The sequence below is a fragment of the Aequoribacter fuscus genome (assembly GCF_009910365.1).
GTDB lineage: Bacteria > Pseudomonadota > Gammaproteobacteria > Pseudomonadales > Halieaceae > Aequoribacter > Aequoribacter fuscus.
The window spans coordinates 1,412,462-1,434,061 of the sequence record NZ_CP036423.1 but is presented as its reverse complement, the minus strand read 5'-3'; the positions used below and the strand labels follow the sequence as shown (position 1 = coordinate 1,434,061).

Below are 21,600 nucleotides of genomic sequence, written 5' to 3'. Positions count from 1 at the left end.
GGTCGTGGTACACTCGCCACATCAAATAAGGAGAACCCCATGGCTGCAGCGCGCGGACAATTTAACTCTCGTATCGGTTTCATTATGGCGGCGGCAGGCAGTGCTGTAGGGCTTGGGAATATTTGGGGATTCCCAACGCAAGCGGCCAGTAACGGGGGCGCGGCCTTTTTAATCGTCTACTTAATATTAGCCTTTTGCCTGGCGTATCCCGCCCTGATGGCGGAGCTTATTATCGGCCGCCACGCTCACGCCAATGCCTCTAAAGCGCTCGAGCAAATTGCGCCGAACCGCCCCACTGCTATGTTGGGCCATGGCGTAGGTCTCGCAGGGTTAATTGTGGCTTCGCTGATCCTAAGTTTCTATGCCATTGTCGCTGGATGGATGATCGGCTTTGGGCTCGCTGCGCTTCTAAAACTGGTCGGTTTCGGGGACGCCGCGCTGTGGCTAGAGAGTTTCTCAACGGCGCGCAACATTGGATTGATGAGCGTCTTTATGGTGCTGACAATCGGCATCATTACCCAAGGCGTGCACGGCGGGATCGAACGCTGGTCCGAACGGCTCATGCCAATGCTTCTGCTCTCACTCGTGGGCCTAACACTCTACGTATTGACATTGCCGGGCGCCACCGAGGGTTTACGCGTTTACTTGCTGCCCGACTTCTCTAAAGCGGTATCACCCGATTTGGTCATAAAAGCATTGGGGGCGGCGTTTTTCTCGCTTTCCTTGGGCGTGGGTACCATGTTGATCTACGGGTCCTATATCAGCGATGACGAGCACCTTCCGTCGCTGGGCGGTTGGGTCACTCTAAGCGACGTCTCTATCGCGGTATTAGCGGGTTTTTTAGTGTTGCCCGCCATGTACGTCGCACAACACAACGGCGTCGCTATTTTCACGGATAACGGCGCCCTACTCTCAGAAGACACATTAATCTTTACCGTGCTACCGGCCCTGTTCGACACCATGGGCAGCACTGGGACGCTGGTCGCACTAGCGTTCTTCTTTTTGATGAGCATCGCCGCACTGACGTCATCAATCTCAATGTTAGAAGTACCTGTCGCCTACACGGTCGAGAATACTGAGTTAGCGCGCTCTAAAGTCACCTGGGTGATCGGCATTGTGATCGGCGCCATCAGCACCACCATTATTTTGAATTTTGATTGGCTGTTTGGCTTGGTCATCACGGTCACCACCCGCTACAGCCAACCTCTATTGGGCTTTATGTTCTGCATCTATGCTGGCTGGCTCTGGCACCGCAATACACTGCTGCAAGAGCTTAAGAAGAATGACCCCAACGCAGAGTCGAGCGTGTTCTGGAAGATCTGGCCAAACTACGTTCGAATTGTTTGCCCGCTGATCATTTTAGGTATCTTTTACCAAAGCCTGTAAGCTCGAGCCTGTCTCTCATGGCCGTGGCAATATCAGTCACCTTTGCGTAATCGGTTAACCGTGTCGCCAATAAAGAACAGACCGTAACCCACGGAACCTAACGCAAAAACAGCGCTCACCCAGTCGCCTGTCTGGGTGTACATATACGCGGAAAACGCGAACATAACCGCGGATAGAACCAAACCGATCATTTTTGCTGTGGGCGACATGTCGACCTCCTTTACTGTCGCAATATTGTAACGCCTTTTACAGAAAATACCCCCTTAACTTGAAGCCACCAAGCCTTGCTGTTAGAGTGCGCGCCTTCCCGCTAGGTATTACCTTAGCACTCTATGCCCGCTCTCTGAGTAACGAAAGCCGGCACGCACTTACATCAAAAGGTTGTTTCATTGAGTTCCCTAAAACAAGATTGGTTTGCCAATATTCGCAGCGATTTATTGGCAGGCCTCGTTGTGGCCTTGGCTTTAATCCCTGAAGCCATCGCTTTCTCCATCATCGCAGGCGTTGATCCCAAAGTGGGCCTATACGCCTCGTTTTGTATCGCTGTGGTCACCGCTTTTATGGGCGGCAGGCCCGGCATGATATCCGCGGCCACCGCGGCAATGGCACTGCTGATGATAGGCCTCGTTAAAGAACACGGTCTGCAGTACCTGCTAGCCGCAACAATACTTACCGGCGTGCTTCAAATTCTCGCTGGCTGGGTTCGTTTGGGCACTCTAATGAAGTTTGTCTCACGTTCGGTGATCACCGGCTTCGTGAATGCCCTGGCGATACTCATTTTTATGGCGCAATTACCCGAACTCACCGGGGTAAGCTGGCATGTTTACGCTATGACCGCAGCGGGACTCGGTATCATTTACTTGTTCCCCTACCTCACCAAGGCCGTTCCCTCACCACTCGTTGCTATTGTCGCACTGACCATTGTATCCATGACACTGGGTCTCGATATTCGAACCGTTGGCGATCTGGGCGAACTTCCCGACAGCCTACCCCTATTCTTGCTGCCAGATATGCCTCTCACCTGGGAAACCCTGGGTATTATCTTTCCGATATCGGCCACAATGGCAATGGTCGGCTTACTTGAATCACTGCTTACCGCTTCTATCGTCGACGATTTAACCGATACCACCAGCGATAAAAACCGCGAATGTATTGGTCAGGGCTCGGCCAATATCGTCGCCGGCTTGTTCGGTGGCATGGCCGGTTGTGCCATGATTGGGCAATCCATCATCAACATTAAGTCGGGCGGGCGCGGTCGTTTGTCGACCCTAGCGGCGGGCGTTTTTCTTATTACGCTGCTGGTGCTGGCCGGTGATTGGGTCGCCAAAATCCCAATGGCGGCGCTGGTTGCTGTCATGATTATGGTCTCTATCGGCACCATGAACTGGCAATCGTTTCGCGATATTAAAGTACATCCAAAAAGTTCATCGGTCGTGATGCTAGCGACTGTTGCCGTGACGGTCAGCTCGCACGATCTTGCCATGGGCGTTATTACCGGCGTTCTTCTCTCAGGTATTTTCTTCGCTCAGAAAGTCGGCCAAATTTTGCTGGTACGATCCGCGGCTGAGAATGAAGGACGGATCCGACGTTACCAAATCACGGGCCAGGTGTTTTTTGCTTCGGCGGATCGTTTTGTGGATCAGTTCGATTTTAGAGAAGTGATCGACACCGTGGTTGTCGATGTCAGCAAAGCCCATTTTTGGGACATTACTGCTATCAGCGCTCTGGACAAAGTGGTCATGAAATTCCGTCGTGAGGGTACTAACGTCGAAGTCGTAGGGCTTAACGAGGCCAGCGCCACACTCGTTGATAAGTTCGCGCTACACGACAAAGACGATGTGGAATGGAGTGTAGGACACTAGCTATGAACCCGACAAACGCCAATCGCAAAATCATCGCTGCGGTAGACCGCTCACACTTCTCAGAAACTGTGGCCCGCTACGGACAATGGCTGGCCAATCAGCTGACCCTACCCTTAGAGCTATTGCACGTGGTTGATCGACACCCAGAACGTGCCAGCAAGTCAGATGACCATAGCGGAGCCATTGGCATCGATGCGCAAGAGCATTTGCTCGCAGACTTAAGCCTTGAAGACGAACAGCGCACCCGCCAGAAGCGTGAAGCGGGACGCGAATTTCTGGCGAATCTACAAAGCACACTCGCGGGAACATCCAATCAATCGATCGATATCAAGCAACGATTAGGTGATCTTGAAGAGGCTTTATCAACAGAGCAAGACCTCACAAGCGTGTTTGTCATGGGCCGCCGTGGGCGCTCTGCAGAAATGACTCATCGAGATTTAGGACGCAACTTAGAACGCGTCGTACGAGCACTACAACAACCCATCCTCACAGTGACCGATATCTATACCGAGCCCTCGCGTGCGCTGTTTGCCTTCGATGGTAGCTCTCGATGCAAGCAAGGTATTCGGTGGCTGGCGAACAACACATCGCTGAGGAACTTAAGCATGCATATTGTCATAGCCGGTAAAGACAATCGCGCCAACCAAGAGCAGCTAACATGGGCCAAAAACAAACTTGAAAAGCGCGGCTACCCAGTGACTTCACAGATTATTCAAGGCGACCCTGAAACGGTCATCGCGAATGAAATCGCTGAGCGCAAGATCGATCTATTGATCATGGGAGCGTATAGCCACTCACCTTTACGAAGCCTCTTGTTTGGCAGTAGAACGGCTGACCTGTTGCGCTCAGCCACCGTGCCCGCGCTACTGCTTCGATAAATCCAGCGCATCGAGATTCATACGCACGCAAAAAAAGCCCGGGACATGCCCGGGCTTTCACGTCGCTTTCGGTGCACTAGAACTCGTAAGTAAAATCCACGCCGTACGTCGCCGGATCACCATACTGCTCAGTGATAAAGTTTAGCGCTCCAAAGTTGATCGAATAATTAGGATAATCATCGTCTAGCAAGTTTTTACCCCACAAGGTCACAGTCAGCATACCGTCACCAATGGCGATATCACGCCAGGCGATCTGAGCATCAACCAGAGTTCGCTGATCCATAATTTGCGCGGGGTTTTCTCTTGGGAACACATCGTTTGCCACCAAGTTCGACCACAAGGCATTCTCGGGAGTGGCTTCTGAATAAGCCACGTTGATGAACGCAGAGATTTCACCATTGCCAAGGCGCGCTAGGGTGATATCAGTGAACGCGCTGTACTGGTTACCCGGCGAGTTGGACCGAACCGCATTAGCAGTCCCATCTAGGCAAGGTATTGTCGGATCCACACCGCACAAGTCCGGAAATTCCTCGAAGTCACCGTTAATGTAGCTGTAGTTGAAGCCTACGACCATGCTGTCACTGACCGCACCCATCAGTTCGAGTTCTCCACCCCAACGATCCGCCTCACCGGCATTCACTAAGCCCGACGTTGCCGTGCCGTTATCAGTTTCGATTTTGGCCGTTTGAATATCTTCCCACACATAGCCGTACACCGACGCATTGGCTCGAACTCGACCGTCAAGCAAGGTGCTTTTCACACCCAGTTCCCACGAATTGACCTTTTCTTCGAAGAATGGGTTTGAGCCAAACATTTCACCGTTAAAGCCCCCCGAACGATAGCCCGTCGCGTACCGACCATACAGATTGAGATCATCCGACGGCTGATACGCCACCGAAAGGCTATAGCTGATGTCATCATAACTCTCAGAGTCGGTGGCAAAGCGCCCAGGGACGGGTGCAAAGGGCGTTGAGTAGGCTGGGTAATCCCACATAACGCTCTTATCCTCCTCGGTGTAGCGCACTCCAAGCGTTACCGCGAAGGGGCTATTCTCGCTGGGACGGAAGGTCATTTGACCGTAAGCCGCCCAGGCCTCAGTTTCTAACCGGTAAATCTGAGATCCGTTGCCGGCCAACGGTGCCGCAAACACCGCATAACGGGTGTAGTTACTTTCGTCTTCAAAGTAGTAAATACCAGCAGCGTAGTCGACCAAATCATTCGTACCGACAATTTGGAATTCTTGGCTAAACTGCTCGTACTCACTGTAAGTGTCTTGCTTACTTTGGTTAGCGCCAAAAGCGTCGATACCATCCCAGACCGCCTGACTAAAGGCCGATCCAAACGCGACGCCCGGAGTGCCTGGTCCAAACAAACCCGCCGTTGCGGCGACAGTCCCGCCATAAATATCGGCAAGCGTCAGATGCACCAAATCACCGTAAGCACCAATACCGTTGGCATCGAGACGGCTATCAAGATCCTCTAAGTCACCACCCACATACTGCTCGATCTCTCGTTGAGCCGTAATCGATTTGATTTGGAAATCGTCAAAATCCCAGGTCAAGGTTAGCGCGTGACCATCACCCTCGGCCACCGTAACTGGTGTCACGTCCGAGGCCCCCTTACTTGCGCGACCATTACCTATCGCGTCTGCTTGCTCGTAGGCCGCAATGGTCGCTTGTAGAGACGGTATCCAACGCGATGCGATCAAAGGATCTGCGGCGGGGTTGGTCGCCCAAAACTGAGCACCCTGTAAAACGCCCTTCAAGGTACCAATGACAGGCACATTGCCAAACGGATCGAGTGGATTAAAGCCCACGATACGCTCGAGATTGTTCAGTTCATCAAGCTCGGAATGGTCGTAGGTGTATTCGGCGCTAAAGCGCTCACTCACATCTAACTTTGCAGCAAAGCGCCATGCTGAGCGATTCTGATCGTTGTAGCCTGGCTTATTGGGGTCAACATCGTCGTAAAGGGGATCTCGTTGGCGGTCTTGATACACTAAATTCGTCGACAGCTGGCCAATGCCTTGACCCACCTCGCCCACCGCGGGCAGGTTCATGACAACCTTGTAGTGCTGCGACCCGTAGTTGCCAAAGCCCGCCTTAACCTTCATATCAAACTCGCCGGTAGGCTTTTTAGAAATAAAGTTAATGGCGCCACCAATCGCGTTACGGCCGTACAGTGTCCCCTGAGGGCCCCTTAAGATCTCGATGCGCTCGACTTCGGCTAAGTCTAGTGCCGAGGCCAACTGCTTGCCCAAGAACACGCCGTCAATGTACATGCCAATCGCTGGGTCAACCGACAAGTTTGCAGGCTGTCCCGCCGTCACGCCGCGCAGTGATACCGCAATGGTGCCTTTCGACCCCGGCGATTCAAACCCACCCATGCCCGGCGTTTGCAGCATGATATCGTGTGCGTTTTGAATACCGCGTTTCTCGATGGCTTCCGCGGTCAGTGCGGTAATCGTCAGCGGAACGTTCTGATTGCTCTCTTCGCGTTTTTGCGCAGTAACAATCACCTCTTCCATTAGCACGTTATCGGCGTGTGTCATTCCCGACCAGCCCGCAGTTGCACCAATGGCGCCCAGGGCAAGGGTCATAAGCGACTTAGATGTCGTTGTTGAAGGTTTCATAAGCTCTCTCCCAAGTGGTTTTTATTATTACTGGATTCCTGCTCTATCGTTTCACAGTATACCCCGATTCCGTCAGATCCCAAGTGTCTGAGGTAACGCCATCATCTCGCAGCTGAAATTTTTGAACTTTGTTAGTGGGTGTATACGGTAGGGAAGCGACAATCCGGATGTATCTCGGCACAAAATAATACGGCGCATTTTGGTTCAAGAACCCGCACAACGCCTCGAAATCTAGGCTTTCCCCTGCGGCCACAACAATGGCCAACGCTAATTCTTGCTCTTCAGGCACATCGGGATGCGAAATGCCATACGCTGCGACATCGGTAATGCCGCGAAACCGTCGAGCAACGCTTTCCACCTCAAGCGTAGAGATATTGCGCCCACCAAAACGAACCGCATCGCGTTTTCGATCAACATAGAAGAACGCACCTGTCTTAGGGTCTTGCCGACCGACATCCCCGGTGCAATACCAGTCGCCTTTGAAGGCGTTCTGCGTAGCCTCTGGATCATCAAAATAACCATTAAAAATCAAATAGGGTTCTAGAGGCTTGATCGCAATTTCCCCAACCTCACCCACCGGCACTTCATTGCCGTCATCATCCAGTAAAGTCACGGGTGCACGACGATCTGGAAACCCTAGGGCATAGACTGGCACATCATCGCGATTTTCTACTTGGCTCAGCACGCGCATGCATTCACTTTGCCCCAGCCCCCCTCGTATTAACCGAACCCCAAACCGCTTTGAGAATACCGGCCAAAGATCGGGCGCCAAGGGCACAATTTGAGCTTCGCGCAGTGGCGTTGCCGCATCGTCGGGCTTCTCGGGCTCATTCAGTAAAAACGTGCCCATAGCGCCCAAAGCGAACGTCTGAGTCGCACCAAAATGAGCGATGCGATCCCAAAACTGAGTCACGGAGAAACGCTGTTCGATGACGACGGTAATACCTTCAAGCAACGCTCTTAAGACAGCGGTAATCCAACCCCCAGCATTGAACAAAGGTAGCACGTTGTAAATGATGTCACCGTCTCGCGACTGATACTGCTTGCTCGCACCATTCACAATCGCGTGCACCCACGCGTTGTAAGGTTGCATAACACCTTTCGAGCGCCCCGTAGTACCGGAGGTCCATAAAATGGCACAGGTGTCACCGTAGGACTGAGAATCATGATCAACGGAATATTCTGGGGCGTCCAGCAAGGCTTGATACGCGATAGTGTCCGGTTCCGCGTCAGGACCGACCACGCCCAACGTTAGCGCCTTGAGATCTAGGTTTAATTTTTGGATTTCTGCGACGCCATCGCAATCGGTAAACAGCATGTTTGCACGACATCGTGCCACAGTATCTTCTAACCACAGGCCTTTGTAATCACGATTAATCGGCACCCATACCGCACTCAATTTGTTGATCGCGAGTGCGAGTAACACCATCTCAGGCTGATTACTCATGTACAGAGCAACCCGATCACCCGCGACTAAGCCATGAGCCGATAGTCCCGATGCCAAGCGATTGGTAATAGACTCGGCCTCCGCAAAGGTAATTGCGACGTCATCGGTTCGCAAAAACACGGTGGAACCCGCCTCAGCCGCTTGCCGCTCTAGTATGCGGGCAAACGTCCGATCCTTGGGATTACTTAAGTCGAGTTTATTCATAGGTTCCTTTCTATTTGCCTCGTTTAGGCCGCCATAATCTTGTCGGCGGCATGCATGGCATCGCGTATGGCGCCCTCAATGTAAGTCACACCCGTGCTGTCGCCAATTTCATATACGGGATATTTGGCACCTTCGAGCTGGCTGGTAATACTTTGATTACCTTCGGCACCGCGCGCCACAATCACTGTGTCTGCCGCGACGCTTCCGCCCTCACCCTTTTCTTTGTTGAACGACACATGCGTCTTATCAATCGCCACGTTGGACACCCCGCGATGCAGCGTCACACCGTGTTCTTTTAATTCCGCCAACAAGCGCAAACGACGCACCAAGGTTAGGCCTGCACCCATACGCGGCTCTTCATGTAGCACGGTCACGTCGCGGCCGCGATCATGCAGATACTCCGCCAATTCCAAACCGACCAAATCGCCACCAATTATCACAATGCGTTTCCCCAGTGGCATCCAGGCATGTGAGATCTTGCGCACAAAATCCAAGTTGCGAATTAGGCCAGTCATGTTCCCAAGGACCACCAGTAAGCGCGTAAAGGCTGAGGTTTTGCGCGTCACAGAGGCATCAAAGTCTCCCAGCATTAAACGGCGCATGTCTTCACCGCTGTAGACGTGCGCAAAGTCATTACCGGGCAGATCCGGCATAAAGCGTCGAGCGCCTACTGCGCTGATGACCGCGTCGGGCTGCAATGCATCAATCGTCTCTTTATTCGCTTCGGTATTCAGCTTGATAGTGATCGGCAAACGATTCACCTCTTGAATAAGCCATTGCAGCAAGCGTTGGTTGGGCTCGTAGGCTAACGCGGCAAACCTAAGGGTTCCGCCAAGCACCGCACCTTTTTCCAGTAAAGTCACACGGTGCCCAGCCAGACTCAAACGCCGAGCCGACTCCATCCCACCTGGACCACCGCCGACAATGACCACATGCTTTTGGTCACCTGCTGGCTGTAACTCAAGGCGCTGATACTCAACGCCCAATTCGGGATTAACCGCGCAAAGCATCGATTCGACTTTGTAAATTGCGCTGACGCAGGTATAGCAGTAGACGCAGGGGCGAATATCTTGGAGTCGACCCTCGGCCAATTTCTTAGGCAAGTCAGGGTCGGCCAAGAGCTTACGACCCATCATCAAATAATCGTACTCCCCCCGACCAATCGCTTGATCACCCACATCGAGCTCAATCCGACCGGAGGTAATCACAGGAATGGACACGATCGCTTTGATGGCTTTGGCAGCCTCAACATTCGCGTTTTCTTCATGAGGAATGTTCGATGCTGAATGCATTTTCCCCTGACCGCCGTCATGGTAGGCCGAAACGGTTATGGCATCGGCACCGGCGGCTTCAATCAAACGCGCAGTGACTTTGGCGTGCTCGACCGTAATTCCGCCCTCTTTGCCCACCTCGCGCGAATCAATTTTGACGATGACGGGAAAGTCAGGACCCACCGCCTCGCGCACAGCGGCAACGACCTCGCAAATTAAACGTGCGCGATTTTCATCACTGCCACCGTACTGATCCGTGCGTTGATTGGTTTTTGGCGAGAGGAACGAACTTAAAATATAACCGTGGCCTCCGTGTACCTCGACGGCATCGCAACCCGCAGCGATTGCCCGTTTAGCGCCGTCGGCAAATTGCTGAATAATTAAATTGATATCGTCCTGGTCGACCACCCTAAACGTCGGCATACCGCCACCCGCAAAGGCCGCGAGCTCTTCCATCAAAAAGCCATCAATGAAGTCGCCTTGCATAGGACCCGGAATTGACGGACACCAAAGCGGACGTCCATTGTTGGTATCTTCTGCTGCCACCAGACCGCCGTGATGCAACTGCACCGCAAATTTACTGCCATGGGCATGTACCGCATCAACGACCGCTTTAAGACCAGGAATGTATTTATCGTCGGAAATTGCTATTTGATTCGGCTGAACACACCCTACCGGGTAGGCAACACCACATGCGCCTGAAATAACAAGTCCCACACCGCCCGCTGCTTGCGCTTCGTGATAGGCGCGCACACGGTCGCCCGAGCGTCCATCCAGCTCACCAAAGTTAGCCCCCATGGCCGCGACGACCATACGGTTTTTTAGGGTCATCGAGCCGATATTGCCCTCAGACAAAAGGTGTTGGTGCGATTGTGCCATAAGTGTTCCCTTGCGCTTTGCTTATCGTTTAGGGCGTACCCAAAATTACGCCGCTTGTCGGGACACCTGTGCCTGCCGTCACCAGCACGTGCTCAACACCAGCCACCTGATTGACCGAACTGCCGCGCACCTGTCTCACACCCTCAGCGACCCCGTTTAACCCATGAATATAGGCTTCGCCGATTTGTCCACCGTGAGTATTCACCGGCAATTTGCCGCCACGCAGGTGGTGTCCCTCACGCACAAAATTACAGGCTTTACCGCGCTCTGCAAAGCCAAAGGCTTCCAGCTGAGGTAATACAAATGGGGTAAAGTGATCGTACAAAACTGCGGTTTGAATATCGTCAGGACCCAGGCCAGACATCGAGTACAGGCCGTCAGCGACGCACTGCATTTCAGGCAAATCCATCAAGCTATCGCGATAAAACGACGTCATCATACGCTGTTGATCTTTCGCGCCCTGGGCAGCACCTCGAATCATGACCGGCGTTTGCTGTAAATCTTTGGCGCGTTCCGCCGACACAATCACCATCGCTACGGCACCATCGCTTTCCTGGCAGCAATCGAATAAACGCAGAGGTTCAGCAACCCATTTGGCCGCTTGGTGCTCTTCTAGTGTTAACGGCTTTTGATAAAACCACGCCGCAGGATTGGTACTGGCGAAGTCTCGAGCACCGACCGCGATTCGCCCAAAGTCTTCGCTAGTGGCCTCGGTCTCGTGCAAATAGCGTTGCGCGAACATCGCTACCCAAGACGCCGGCGTCATTAACCCATGCGGGAAATACCAGCCAAAATCGACGGTTTCGAAGGCGTTGGGGTCTTCCGTTAACAGTCCACCTTGGCCAAAACGAAAGCCTGAACGCTCGTTCATCGCCCGATAGACGACCACCACGTCGGCAACACCTGTTGCCACCGCCATTGCCGCGTGCATGACCGGCGCGCACGCCGCACCGCCGCCATAGTGTGCGCGTGAGAAAAATTTAAGTTCGCGTCCACCAATAAGACGATGCAGCTCAATTTCAGGGTTATTGTCCATTGTGTAGGTAGCCATACCGTCGACATCGGCAGGGTCAATGCCGGCATCGTTTAACGCAGACATAATGGCCTCGACGCCGAGCTGGATCTCGGTGCGTCCTGAATCTTTAGAGAACTCGGTCGCACCCAAGCCAACAATAGCGGCTTTATTCCTTAAAAAATCACGTGCCATGTCTTACTCCTGCGCAAAGGCTAAATCGACGGTACCCGTCACGTGGTAACCCAAGCCATTCTTACCCTTCACACTCACCTGACACTCACCTGACGTTGGGTCCCAGGCAAGCACATCTCCAGACAATACCATCGTATCGCCGGGATAATTGGGCACACCTAAGCGGATCGAAACCTTTTTCAAGCGCGCCGATGGGCCAGCCCAATCGGTCACAAATCTGCCGACTAAACCGTTGGTCGTGAGGATATTCATAAAAATATCCGGCGAGCCCAGCGCTTGTGCCGCGTCTTTATCGTGGTGCACGTTTTGATAATCACGACTGGCGATCGCGCCCGCGACAATCAGTCCAGGGGTAATCTCTAAGCTCAGTTGTGGCAGTTCGTCGCCGACATGGATTAGCATACCAGCCTCCGCGTTTCTGGCATTTGATCGACCAGCTGTTGCCCGACGATATCGATGACCTTTGAGGCTCCGCCCAGACTAAACTCGAGCTCTTTAGCCCGCACAAAAAAGCGATGAATGGGATACGTCAGATCGGCTCCCATGCCGCCGTGTAAGTGCTGGGTACTGTGCACCACACGATGCGCTGCCTCGCAAGCCCACCAGTAGGCCATGCCGGCAGCCAGTTCGGCTGGGCGTTGCTCGTCGATGAGCCATGATGCTTGCTCGGCCGTGCCTTTTAAACACTCTAAATCGATGTAAGCGTTGGCCGCGCGATGCGCCACCGCTTGGAAAGTCGCAATGGGTTTGCCGAATTGCTTACGCTCTGATGTGTAGCGCGCTGTGCGGCGCAGCGCTTCCTCCAATACGCCGTACAACTGCCACGCGGTAGCCGTCTGTAATCGGCTCTGTAAGTCAGCCATCGCATCGACGAGCACCGCTTCTGCCAGCGCGATGTCAATATGCACCAGTGCCGCGGGTTGCCCACTCGATAGCGTTTGTATTTGAGTTGTCACGCCGGATTGCGCTTGCTCGACGATCAGCACTTTACCCGCGCAGGCAAGCACAACAAAACGTGCAGAGTCTGCGTACGCAACGGCATTAACGCTACCGACAATTCTATCCCCGTCGATGCGCAAGCCCTCGTTCAACGAAATCGCAATGTGTCCATGCCCATTGGCGACACTCTCAAGCTGCGACGCAAACCCTGAATGAGCAAGCGCGTAGGCACCCACCGCGGTGTTTAACAAGGGAATCGGCGCGGTAATTGCGCCTAGAGCCTTTAACACACGACACAAAGCTGAAAAGCCAAGCTCTGAACCGCCCACGTTTTCGGGCATATCTAAGCCAATAAAACCAGCTTCAGCACAAAGTTGCCACAGCTGGGCATCGACCCCTTGTGTACCCGACGTAATGTAGGCGTCATCGGCGTGGTCTGAGAATATTTTCTCGGCAAGATCAACAATGGTTTGATGATCAGCATTAATGCTGTAGTCCATAACCTACTCCTGTTCCATTATGCGAAATTGATGCAGCGTAAAACCCGGCTCAACTTCGACAAACTCTGCTCTGACTCGGGTACCGATTTTGATATCCCGCGCTTTGGTACCCACCAAATTACTCACCAAACGAGTGCCCTCATCCAACTGGACCAACACCACAGGGTTCGGGTAATCAAAAGGCGGTATCTCGGGGTAGTGATTCACGACGTAGCTGTAGATGTGGCCCTTGCCCGACGCGACGCAATAGTCCCACTCTAAGCTTTGGCAGGCAGGACACATGGGCGCAGGCGGATGCCTCAGGGTCTGGCAACCTGTACATTTCTGTATGCGCAACTCGCCTTGATCTACGCCTTCCCAAAAAAAGGCGGTATCGTAGTTGCGCACGGGTCGCATACGTTTTATCGCTTTAGGCTTTTGAGGGCTGTCGCTGGCACGCGCTTGCTGAGACTCATGCGCTTTGAACTTGAAGACCCGAAAGGTCATGACACCAACAACTTCGTCGCGTTGGTTTTTGTAGGTCGATACTTCTGTCACGAAGTATCCTTCACCCAGCGCTGTCGTTTTTAACTCAGATATCGCCTCGATACGAGAGTAAAAATGCACGCTATCACCGATCGCTAGGGGCTCACCGTACTCCTGCTCACAGTTAACAGCAACAACCGCCGGATACCCTTGAGACTCCAAAAAGACCAGCACCTCAAAGGGGTTTGCGTTATCAGAGCCCTCCGGAAAGCGCTCGTTGTAACCTTTCATGCCCCAAGCTTGCAACATGGTTGGCGGAGCAATGACATCAGTATATCCCGCCGCGAGCGCTACCTCTCGCGACCGATATACGGGGTTGTTGTCTCCCATAGCTTCGCACCAATGGCGAATTAAAGCGGGTTGCACAGTGTCCCAGCCTTTAAATGGCCCCACTGTTTTATTCAAGTACCCTTGTAACTGAGCGTCTAAACTCATAGACCTCCCCTTTTTATGTCCATCAGTATTTGTGCATGCGAAAGCGACTCGCGAGCAGGGTTGCTGGCAAACAGACCTCGGTAAAATAGTGCTGCCAGCCAATCGGCTATTTGGTCTTGGGTATACTCGCTCGATCTGAGATCGGCATTTTGCTCAACATAATACTCGTGCAAAAAGTCTTGCCCGATACCTCCAAGTGCATACACCAGCAAACGAACTTCGTCTGCAGGTATCTCTACCTCGGGAAACACCCGAGGGAAAGCCTGCACCAGTTGCTCCATTCGTTGGTTGTACGACGAGCGCCAATGTTCGCGGAACGCTGGGTCATCGGCGGCGAACTGCTGCACACAGCGCATGACCCCGGGCTCTTCTGCATAAGTCTGGACCACTAAGCGATAGTGGGAACGCATACGTTCCAACCACGCACCTTTGCTGACGTCGCGTTCGATATCCGCCGTAGCCTCAAAGCGCTCGATATGCTCGCTCATTACTTCACGAACTAAGCTCTCTAAGTTTTTGAAGTAGTGATAGAACAATCCCGTGGCCACGCCTGCCTCTTGGGTCACGTCTTTGATGCGCATTTGATGAAAGCCGGTCTGATTTAGAACGCGCACGGCAGCCGCTTTGAGTTTTTCGCGCGCTAAATCGCCGCGCTTCGTTTTTGTTTTCGTTTTTGCTTTCGCTGCAACCGTCATGTCGTGTTACTCGATCTGATTGAAGACAGTATATTGAATCTGAATTCAATTTCAATAATAATGATTCCAACTTTGATGGAGTAATTGACAATGCGCTTAGAACACACCCCGGAGCAACAAGAATTACGACGCACCCTTCGCGACTACTTCACCAAGCTTATGACGCCCGAGCTATTGCGCGAAACTCACGGCAACGAAGGCGGTGACGCTTACAAGCACGTCATCAAAACCATGGGAACTGATGGCTGGTTAGCGCTCGGCTGGCCAAAAGAGTATGGCGGTCAAGGCCGCGGCCCTATCGACCAGATGATTTTTTTCGAGGAAGCCCAGCTAGCGCGCGCCCCCATCCCCTTCGTGACAATCAATACGGTGGCGCCGGCTATCATGGCGCACGGCTCCCAGGCCCACAAAGAATTCTTTCTGCCCAAAATCGCAGCAGGCGACCTGCATTTTTGCATCGGCTACTCAGAACCCGAAGCTGGGACTGATCTCGCCAATTTAAAAACCACAGCGGTAAAGCAAGGCGATGACTGGGTCATTAACGGCAACAAAGTCTATACCTCCAGCGCCGAAGCGGCAGATTACATCTGGTTAGCGGCACGCACTGACCCAGAGGCCAGCAGACCCCACAAAGGCATTTCGATCATGATGGTCGACACCGACCAGCCAGGCTTTAGCTACAGCCCAATTCACACCGTTGGCGGCGTTCGCACCAATGTCTCGTATTACGAGAACGTAATTTGTCCCGACGACATGATTTGCGGCGGCGTGAACCAAGGTTGGCCGATGATTACCTCGCAGCTCAATCACGAGCGCGTCGGCTTGGCGGCACTTGGGGTTTACGGCTACAAAATGTACTACCAAGTGCTGGACTGGGCTAAAGAGATACAGGCTGATGGCAGGCGCCCTGCCGACGACAACGGCAATCGTCGATTGCTCGGCGAGGCCTTTGCGAAACTCGAGGCCATGCACTTGATGAATTGGCGCATGGTGTGGTCCTTAGAAAGCGGCGAACCCGACGTCGCCCTAAGCTCCGCCATGAAGACCTACGGCACAGAAGTATTGATTGATGTGTATCGTTTGCTAATGCAGGTGATTGGTGCCAGCAGCGTAATCACACGCGACAGCACGGGCACCGTGTTGTGGGGTGATCTCGAGGAAGAATACCGCAAATGCCAAATTAATACCTTTGGCGGCGGCGTGGTCGAAGTTATGCGTGACCTCGTAGCCATCTTCGGTTTAGGCATGCCGGCCTACGCTCGTTAAGATAATCACAAAAAACGCCGCGAAATGAAGTGACCCCCAATAGTTGGACATTCCAATTACTGGGGGTCTTTTTATGTCCAAACACAATAGAGCTTTTAAGTTAAAGCTCGCCAAACTTGCTCAATCTATCCCTTCCAGGGAGGTGGGCAAGCGCTATGGGGTAGCATCCAGCCTCGTTCGATACTGGTCGCAGGTATACAGCATAAATGGTGCTGATAGTTTTAAGCACCCACATCAACCGTATTCACTTAAATTTAAAGCCCACGTACTGACAACGATGACGGTGAATGGCTGGTCTCTAAGCTATACCAGTGCCCACTTTGATTTGTCGAGTCAGGGCATATTATTTCAATGGCACAAGCTTTATGCTCAGGAAGGACTATCTCGCCTCACTCCCCGGAAAAATAGCAGGCCTAACATGACTGAGCACTCTACAACGCTTAAACCCTCAGCAGAAATGACTGAAAAAGAACTCAGAGAGGAATTGGATTATTTGCGGGCGGAGAATGCAGTCTTAAAAAAGTTAGAAGCCTTGGCTCAGGCCAGAAAGAAAAAAGCAAAGAAAAGACCCTAGTGGTCGATGAGCTCAAGGCGCAATATGGCTTACAGAATTTGCTGAAGGCGACGCGGTTAGCTAAAAGCGTGTATTACTATCATCGTAATGCACTAAAAAAGCCGTGTAGCGACAGTGAATTAAAATCACAAATAACTAGCATCTACCATAAGCACAAAGGGCGGTATGGCTATCGAAGGATAACCTGCGCACTGAGGGCGATGGGGCTGGTCATCAACCATAAACGCGTGCAGCGCCTGATGGCGGTCTTAGGTCTCAAGTCGAAGGTAAGGCCGAAACGTTACAGGTCTTACAGGGGCGATGTAGGAAGCATCGCAGAGAACGTACTTAATCGTGATTTTACCGCACAAAGACCCAACCAAAAATGGGTTACTGATGTGACGGAATTCAAAGTGAATAACCAGAAGGTTTATTTATCGCCGGTGATTGACTTGTTCAACCAGGAGGTAGTGAGCTACGAGGTGCGTAAGTCTCTCGCATTACCCTTGGTAACCGATATGCTGAGACGTGCAACACGCAAGCTGGAGGCACATGAAAAACCAATTGTTCATTCTGACCAAGGGTGGCAGTACCAAAATAGGCTGTATAAGCGTCACCTTGACGAGAACGGCTTAAAACAGAGCATGTCGAGAAAAGGCAATTGTTTAGACAATGCCGTTGCAGAGAACTTCTTCGGCATATTAAAAAGCGAAATGTATCACGGTGAGGTCTTCAACAGCGCAGACGAACTGATTGAAAGCATTAAGGAATACATCGACTATTACAACAACGAACGCATTAAGCTGAAACTAAAAGGCCTGAGTCCGATACAATATCGAAATCAGGCCTTGGTCGCCGCTTAGAAATGAGTCCAACTTTATGGGGTCACTTCAAAAGCGGCGTTTTTTTAGCGACAACCCTTTTACTTATGGCTTCCAGGGCACGCCATTGATGTGGCCGCCACCATCGACGTGAATGGTATTGCCAGTGACATAGCGCCCCCCCTCACTCGCCAAAAATAGCACTACAGGCGCAATATCCTCCTCAGGATCTCCGCTGTAACCCATCGGAATCATCTTGGTGATACTCTCGAATACTTCGGGCATTTCCGCCATACGCTGCTTAAACGCCTTACTCATCGCACCGGGACATACCGCATTACAGGTAATACCGTCCTTGCCCCACTCCACCGCCGCAGTTCGGGTTAGGGCGCGAACAGCCTCCTTCGCGCAGTTATAATCGACCGTACCCGCGTGAGCATTCACACCGTTCAGCGAACACATATTGATAATGCGGCCAAACCCTTGAGCCCGCATGGTTGGATACACCGCCTGCATCGCAACATGCACTGCATCAAACCCGGCCGACATGGAGTGACGCATGCGCTGCCTATCGATGTCCGCCACCGACGTCATACCTTTACCTGTTGGGTACGCATTGTTTACGAGCACATCGACCCGACCAAAGCGCTCGATGGTATCGTCGACCATAGCGTTTACCTGCACCAGATCGGCAATATCGGTCGGTATAAATAGCCCCTGACCACCCAGTGATTCCAAAGAGTTGGCTACCCTCTGCCCGCTCGTTTCATCAATTTCAGCCACCACCACGGTGTAGCCTTCACGTGCAAATGCCCGCGCTAGGCCTTCACCAATTCCACCGCCTGCCCCGGTGATAATAGCAACTTTAGACTCCATCATAATCCTCACAACATTAGGCTTCGGCGCGATCGCTCATGTTTATCAGAAACAGCAGCGCAATACCCAAGCACAAAGCGCCCGCAAAGGTTAAAAACGCGCCGGTGTAAGCACCCGTCTGATCAAAAATAAACCCAGCTAAAGGCGCACCTGCCAGGGTCAAAGGCATGATTAGGGGGTTCATCATACCCATCACGCGGCCGTAGTTCGCCGCACCAAATAGCACAGCGAGCAAAGCACCCCATACCGGCAACATACCGCCCGCAGCCAAGCCGATTAACGCGCTTCCTACTGTCAGGGCAGTAAGACCTTGAAAATAGGCAAAAACTAACATGCTCGCGATGACCAGCGCCATGGAAGCACCCAAACCCCAGCGCAAGTCCATCTTATCGGCAACGGCTCCGAACACGAGCTTACCCACAATGCCGGCCACTGCGAGCGCTGAGATCAACAACGCTCCCTCATCCGCCGTTAAACCACGCCCCATAGCAAAGGGCACCATATTACTCATGACACCGGTGTACGTTGCGAATAAGAGGCTCATAACGATCGCGATTAAAATGAAATTACGATTTTTTAGCAGCAAACCAAAAGAGACTGGCGCGGCGACGGGCGGCACAAAATCCGGATCCATAGGCGCACCGTCTGCGTGCAAACCTCGCAACTGCGGCGAGTTAACCACCAAGAGTACGGCTGGGACTGATACAAGAAACAAACCCGCACCCAAGTAGCGCAGGGCTGTGCGCCATTCGTGCTGATCAATTAAACCCTGAATAAGAGGCGGGAAGACAAAACCGCCCACGGAGGTCCCAACCGCCGCAATACCCAGCGCCATACCGCGTTTCTTGGTGAACCAGCGAGCCAGCAAGGTCGAGGTCGTTAGGGGTCCCAGCAAGTTGGTGCCCAACATCATTAACGCGCCATACACTAAGGGCACCTGCCAAGTCGCAGTGGTCAAGGATAAAGCCACATAACCCAGCGACATACCCAAGGCACCCAGCAACATCATGCCTTTTAGGCTCCAACGATCCACCAGGCTGCCAAACCAAGGAGAGACAATACCACCGCACAAGGTCATTACGGTGATACCCAGCATCATCGCGGTGCGACTGGCTTCGAACTCAAGCCCTATCGGGACCGCAACGACACTGTAACTGTACATAATTGCGCCGTTGCTTAGCATCAGAAGTAAAAAAGCAACACCCGCTAATATCCAACCGTAAAACATGCCCCTCTCTCTTATTGTTCTGCTTGTGATCTGTAAGGCTATGTCACAACCAACCGAAGGTATATAGACCGTGTGTAGTAAAGATTACTGCCACGGATTCGGTTAACACCTTGCCGACTCACACACTGAATGGGCTCAGAACGCGTGAACACTCAAGTACGCTGGCATCGTTATACACATAAAGCAGGTTCCAGCTGGGTAAAACACGTCGCCGCTGTGCGCATTATTTGCGACAATCCGTCACTACCCAGTGGCGATCGACGGGCTCGATTCGCTTTTAAAACACACCACAGGCGTACAAATGGATCCAACATGGGAAATTCCCCAGGTGATTTATAGCGATGACAATCTCGTTGCTATTAACAAACCACCCGGCATGTTAGTGCATCGAACCAAGCTCGATGCGCACGAAACCGTCTTTGCTCTGCAGTGGGTACGCGACCATGTTGGACAACGTGTCTACCCTTTGCATCGACTGGATAAAGCCACCTCCGGCGTTTTAGCCTTTGCAAAATCATCCAAGGTCGCACGCCATTGGAGTGACGCTTGGCATACCGATGCTGTGCACAAAGACTACCTGGCCTTGGTGCGAGGCTGGCCCAATTCAAAAGGCACAATAGACCACCCATTACGCGACCCCGATAGCGCCCCCGACAGCCCCAGAAAGGAAGCAGAAACCACATTCGAAATAATCGATAAGTACTTGATAAATATCAATATAGATCGTTACCCAATGAGCCGATTCTCGCTGCTCCAATTGAGCCCCCTTACCGGCAGGCGTCACCAATTACGACAACACCTTAAGCACATCAATCACCCCATTATTGGTGACGTACGCTACGGTAAAGGCACCTACAATCGTTGGGCCAGAGATCAATTTGGCGAGACGCGGCTGTTCTTGCACGCTCATCAACTTCGATTAGATGATGGTGTCACACGAATTACCATCACCGCGCCACCGAACCCGCACCTGCAACAAACGCTTGAGTTTTTTAGGGACAACACCTTAACCACCGAGTAAGCACGTAGCATAAATTAAGCGTACTGATCGATTTATTTGGGTTTATACTGAGCGTCCCAACCCAGAGACGCCATTTGTGCTTAGCTACCGACACGCCTACCACGCTGGCAATATTGCCGATCTACTAAAACACAGTGTTTTACTCGCGCTCCTCGATCACATGCGCAGCAAAGACAAGGGATTTAAGTACATCGACACGCACTCGGGTGCAGGAGCCTACTCGCTACGCAGTGAGTTTTCTGAAAAAACCGCTGAATGGCAACGAGGTATCGGCCGTCATCTAGGTAGCAATGCGCAGCACCCTTTGCTCGACAAGCTGCTCTCTGCCGTGCAAACCACCGACACGGGTGTTGTGTACCCAGGCTCCCCCAGACTCGCTGCAAGCGCGCTGCGCCGCCAAGACTCGGGCGCCTGCTACGAGCTCCACAGCACCGACGCAAAATTGCTCGCAAACAACTTGCGTTCTCAGGCCGCCATTAAGTTGTATCAGAGCGACGGTCTCGCGGGGCTGTTATCGCAATTACCCACCCCGACTCGCCGCGCCCTCGTATTAATTGACCCCTCGTACGAGTTAAAAACGGACTACCAAGAGATTCCCAAAACGGTTCACAAAGCCTTGAGTAAAATGGAGAACGCAGTCATCGCCATTTGGTACCCCGTGGTCGATCGAGACCTCAGTGATGCAATGGTTAAGGCGTTGACCGCGGGGCTGAGTCAAAGAGTCGACTGTTTTGAACTGGGCGAGCGTGCAGACAGCGAGGGCTATGGCATGACAAGTTCGGGCATGCTTGTCATTAACAGCCCGTGGGATCTCGCTCAGTCCATGAGCACCCTATTACCCGAGCTTGCCGCACAGCACAGCCTAGATGGCGAGCCTCACTACCGCTGCGACAACCTGGTCGCACGCTAGGCGTGCAGATGCAAAGCCCATGCTAACGGCGTGTTCAGGCCCCAGCAAAGCACAACGCCCGATTA

At 52.6% G+C, this 21,600-nt stretch carries 19 protein-coding genes; 8 read left to right on the top strand and 11 right to left on the bottom strand.

Annotated elements, in window-relative coordinates:
* Positions 1-39 precede the first annotated feature (39 nt).
* A complete protein-coding gene (locus EYZ66_RS06435; RefSeq protein ID WP_009575759.1) occupies positions 40-1,386 on the top strand; it encodes a sodium-dependent transporter in 1,347 nt (448 codons plus the stop codon).
* A gap of 32 nt (positions 1,387-1,418) precedes the next feature.
* Here EYZ66_RS06435 and EYZ66_RS14195 read toward each other — a convergent pair whose 3' ends face one another.
* Positions 1,419-1,595, bottom strand: coding sequence for a hypothetical protein (locus EYZ66_RS14195; RefSeq protein WP_009575758.1), 177 nt, complete (start codon positions 1,593-1,595; stop codon positions 1,419-1,421).
* A gap of 180 nt (positions 1,596-1,775) precedes the next feature.
* Here EYZ66_RS14195 and EYZ66_RS06430 point away from each other — a divergent pair, with 180 nt between their 5' ends.
* Both EYZ66_RS06430 and EYZ66_RS06425 read left to right on the top strand, forming a co-directional pair.
* Entirely contained in the window at positions 1,776-3,248 is a 1,473-nt protein-coding gene (locus EYZ66_RS06430; RefSeq protein WP_009575757.1) for a SulP family inorganic anion transporter, read from the top strand.
* A 2-nt stretch (positions 3,249-3,250) separates the two neighbouring features.
* The gene (locus EYZ66_RS06425) at positions 3,251-4,126 is read left to right on the top strand and encodes a universal stress protein (protein WP_009575756.1); all 876 of its coding nucleotides are present in this window, start codon (positions 3,251-3,253) and stop codon (positions 4,124-4,126) included.
* A gap of 76 nt (positions 4,127-4,202) precedes the next feature.
* Here the strand turns inward: EYZ66_RS06425 and EYZ66_RS06420 are convergent, their stop codons facing one another.
* From EYZ66_RS06420 to EYZ66_RS06385, 8 genes are read right to left on the bottom strand one after another with little or no spacing between them, the layout of a single operon-like run.
* On the bottom strand, positions 4,203-6,758 hold the full coding sequence (locus EYZ66_RS06420; protein WP_009575755.1) for a TonB-dependent receptor: 2,556 nt from the start codon (positions 6,756-6,758) through the stop codon (positions 4,203-4,205).
* A 43-nt stretch (positions 6,759-6,801) separates the two neighbouring features.
* Positions 6,802-8,409 (bottom strand): AMP-binding protein, encoded by a 1,608-nt coding sequence (locus tag EYZ66_RS06415; protein ID WP_009575754.1) that lies wholly within the window; start codon positions 8,407-8,409, stop codon positions 6,802-6,804.
* A gap of 23 nt (positions 8,410-8,432) precedes the next feature.
* Positions 8,433-10,559, bottom strand: a complete 2,127-nt coding sequence (locus EYZ66_RS06410) for an oxidoreductase (protein ID WP_009575753.1) — start codon at positions 10,557-10,559, stop codon at positions 8,433-8,435.
* Positions 10,560-10,587: 28 nt separating this feature from the next.
* Positions 10,588-11,766, bottom strand: a complete 1,179-nt coding sequence (locus tag EYZ66_RS06405; protein ID WP_009575752.1) for a lipid-transfer protein — start codon at positions 11,764-11,766, stop codon at positions 10,588-10,590.
* A gap of 3 nt (positions 11,767-11,769) precedes the next feature.
* Positions 11,770-12,168 (bottom strand): MaoC family dehydratase, encoded by a 399-nt coding sequence (locus EYZ66_RS06400; protein ID WP_009575751.1) that lies wholly within the window; start codon positions 12,166-12,168, stop codon positions 11,770-11,772.
* The gene (locus EYZ66_RS06395; RefSeq protein WP_009575750.1) at positions 12,162-13,205 is read right to left on the bottom strand and encodes an acyl-CoA dehydrogenase family protein; all 1,044 of its coding nucleotides are present in this window, start codon (positions 13,203-13,205) and stop codon (positions 12,162-12,164) included. Before EYZ66_RS06395 ends, EYZ66_RS06400 begins: the two co-directional genes overlap by 7 nt.
* A gap of 3 nt (positions 13,206-13,208) precedes the next feature.
* The gene (locus tag EYZ66_RS06390) at positions 13,209-14,165 is read right to left on the bottom strand and encodes a bifunctional MaoC family dehydratase N-terminal/OB-fold nucleic acid binding domain-containing protein (RefSeq protein ID WP_009575749.1); all 957 of its coding nucleotides are present in this window, start codon (positions 14,163-14,165) and stop codon (positions 13,209-13,211) included.
* Positions 14,162-14,860 (bottom strand): TetR/AcrR family transcriptional regulator, encoded by a 699-nt coding sequence (locus EYZ66_RS06385; protein ID WP_009575748.1) that lies wholly within the window; start codon positions 14,858-14,860, stop codon positions 14,162-14,164. The genes EYZ66_RS06390 and EYZ66_RS06385 overlap by 4 nt, the downstream gene beginning before the upstream one ends.
* Positions 14,861-14,950: 90 nt before the next feature.
* Here EYZ66_RS06385 and EYZ66_RS06380 point away from each other — a divergent pair, with 90 nt between their 5' ends.
* From EYZ66_RS06380 to EYZ66_RS06370, 3 genes are all read left to right on the top strand, one after another.
* Complete coding sequence (locus tag EYZ66_RS06380; RefSeq protein WP_009575747.1) at positions 14,951-16,126, top strand: acyl-CoA dehydrogenase family protein; 1,176 nt, start codon at positions 14,951-14,953, stop codon at positions 16,124-16,126.
* A 73-nt stretch (positions 16,127-16,199) separates the two neighbouring features.
* Positions 16,200-16,700: a transposase gene (locus EYZ66_RS06375; protein WP_040817814.1), complete on the top strand. Its 501-nt coding sequence runs from the start codon at positions 16,200-16,202 to the stop codon at positions 16,698-16,700.
* A complete protein-coding gene (locus EYZ66_RS06370; RefSeq protein WP_009577128.1) occupies positions 16,700-17,542 on the top strand; it encodes an IS3 family transposase in 843 nt (280 codons plus the stop codon). Before EYZ66_RS06375 ends, EYZ66_RS06370 begins: the two co-directional genes overlap by 1 nt.
* 63 nt (positions 17,543-17,605) lie before the next feature.
* Here EYZ66_RS06370 and EYZ66_RS06365 read toward each other — a convergent pair whose 3' ends face one another.
* Positions 17,606-18,379: an SDR family NAD(P)-dependent oxidoreductase gene (locus EYZ66_RS06365; RefSeq protein ID WP_139042617.1), complete on the bottom strand. Its 774-nt coding sequence runs from the start codon at positions 18,377-18,379 to the stop codon at positions 17,606-17,608.
* Positions 18,380-18,392: 13 nt separating this feature from the next.
* A complete protein-coding gene (locus EYZ66_RS06360; protein WP_268869524.1) occupies positions 18,393-19,559 on the bottom strand; it encodes an MFS transporter in 1,167 nt (388 codons plus the stop codon).
* Between the two features lie 346 nt (positions 19,560-19,905).
* Between EYZ66_RS06360 and EYZ66_RS06355 the strand changes: the two genes are divergently transcribed.
* Together EYZ66_RS06355 and EYZ66_RS06350 are read left to right on the top strand one after the other, a co-directional pair.
* Positions 19,906-20,625 carry a pseudouridine synthase gene (locus tag EYZ66_RS06355; protein ID WP_009576705.1) on the top strand — a complete coding sequence of 240 codons (720 nt, stop codon included), beginning with the start codon at positions 19,906-19,908 and terminating at the stop codon, positions 20,623-20,625.
* Positions 20,626-20,701: 76 nt separating this feature from the next.
* On the top strand, positions 20,702-21,535 hold the full coding sequence (locus EYZ66_RS06350; RefSeq protein ID WP_009576706.1) for a 23S rRNA (adenine(2030)-N(6))-methyltransferase RlmJ: 834 nt from the start codon (positions 20,702-20,704) through the stop codon (positions 21,533-21,535).
* Positions 21,536-21,600 lie beyond the last annotated feature (65 nt).

Coding starts and splice junctions, on each gene's coding strand:
- EYZ66_RS06365 (WP_139042617.1), bottom strand. CDS start 18,379: ATGATGGAGTCTAAAGTTGCTATTATCACCGGGGCAGGCGGTGGAATT.
- EYZ66_RS06390 (WP_009575749.1), bottom strand. CDS start 14,165: ATGAGTTTAGACGCTCAGTTACAAGGGTACTTGAATAAAACAGTGGGG.
- EYZ66_RS06420 (WP_009575755.1), bottom strand. CDS start 6,758: ATGAAACCTTCAACAACGACATCTAAGTCGCTTATGACCCTTGCCCTG.
- EYZ66_RS14195 (WP_009575758.1), bottom strand. CDS start 1,595: ATGTCGCCCACAGCAAAAATGATCGGTTTGGTTCTATCCGCGGTTATG.
- EYZ66_RS06405 (WP_009575752.1), bottom strand. CDS start 11,766: ATGGCACGTGATTTTTTAAGGAATAAAGCCGCTATTGTTGGCTTGGGT.
- EYZ66_RS06395 (WP_009575750.1), bottom strand. CDS start 13,205: ATGGACTACAGCATTAATGCTGATCATCAAACCATTGTTGATCTTGCC.
- EYZ66_RS06400 (WP_009575751.1), bottom strand. CDS start 12,168: ATGCTAATCCATGTCGGCGACGAACTGCCACAACTGAGCTTAGAGATT.
- EYZ66_RS06360 (WP_268869524.1), bottom strand. CDS start 19,559: ATGCTAAGCAACGGCGCAATTATGTACAGTTACAGTGTCGTTGCGGTC.
- EYZ66_RS06410 (WP_009575753.1), bottom strand. CDS start 10,559: ATGGCACAATCGCACCAACACCTTTTGTCTGAGGGCAATATCGGCTCG.
- EYZ66_RS06355 (WP_009576705.1), top strand. CDS start 19,906: ATGGATCCAACATGGGAAATTCCCCAGGTGATTTATAGCGATGACAAT.
- EYZ66_RS06415 (WP_009575754.1), bottom strand. CDS start 8,409: ATGAATAAACTCGACTTAAGTAATCCCAAGGATCGGACGTTTGCCCGC.
- EYZ66_RS06380 (WP_009575747.1), top strand. CDS start 14,951: ATGCGCTTAGAACACACCCCGGAGCAACAAGAATTACGACGCACCCTT.
- EYZ66_RS06385 (WP_009575748.1), bottom strand. CDS start 14,860: ATGACGGTTGCAGCGAAAGCAAAAACGAAAACAAAAACGAAGCGCGGC.
- EYZ66_RS06435 (WP_009575759.1), top strand. CDS start 40: ATGGCTGCAGCGCGCGGACAATTTAACTCTCGTATCGGTTTCATTATG.
- EYZ66_RS06375 (WP_040817814.1), top strand. CDS start 16,200: ATGTCCAAACACAATAGAGCTTTTAAGTTAAAGCTCGCCAAACTTGCT.
- EYZ66_RS06425 (WP_009575756.1), top strand. CDS start 3,251: ATGAACCCGACAAACGCCAATCGCAAAATCATCGCTGCGGTAGACCGC.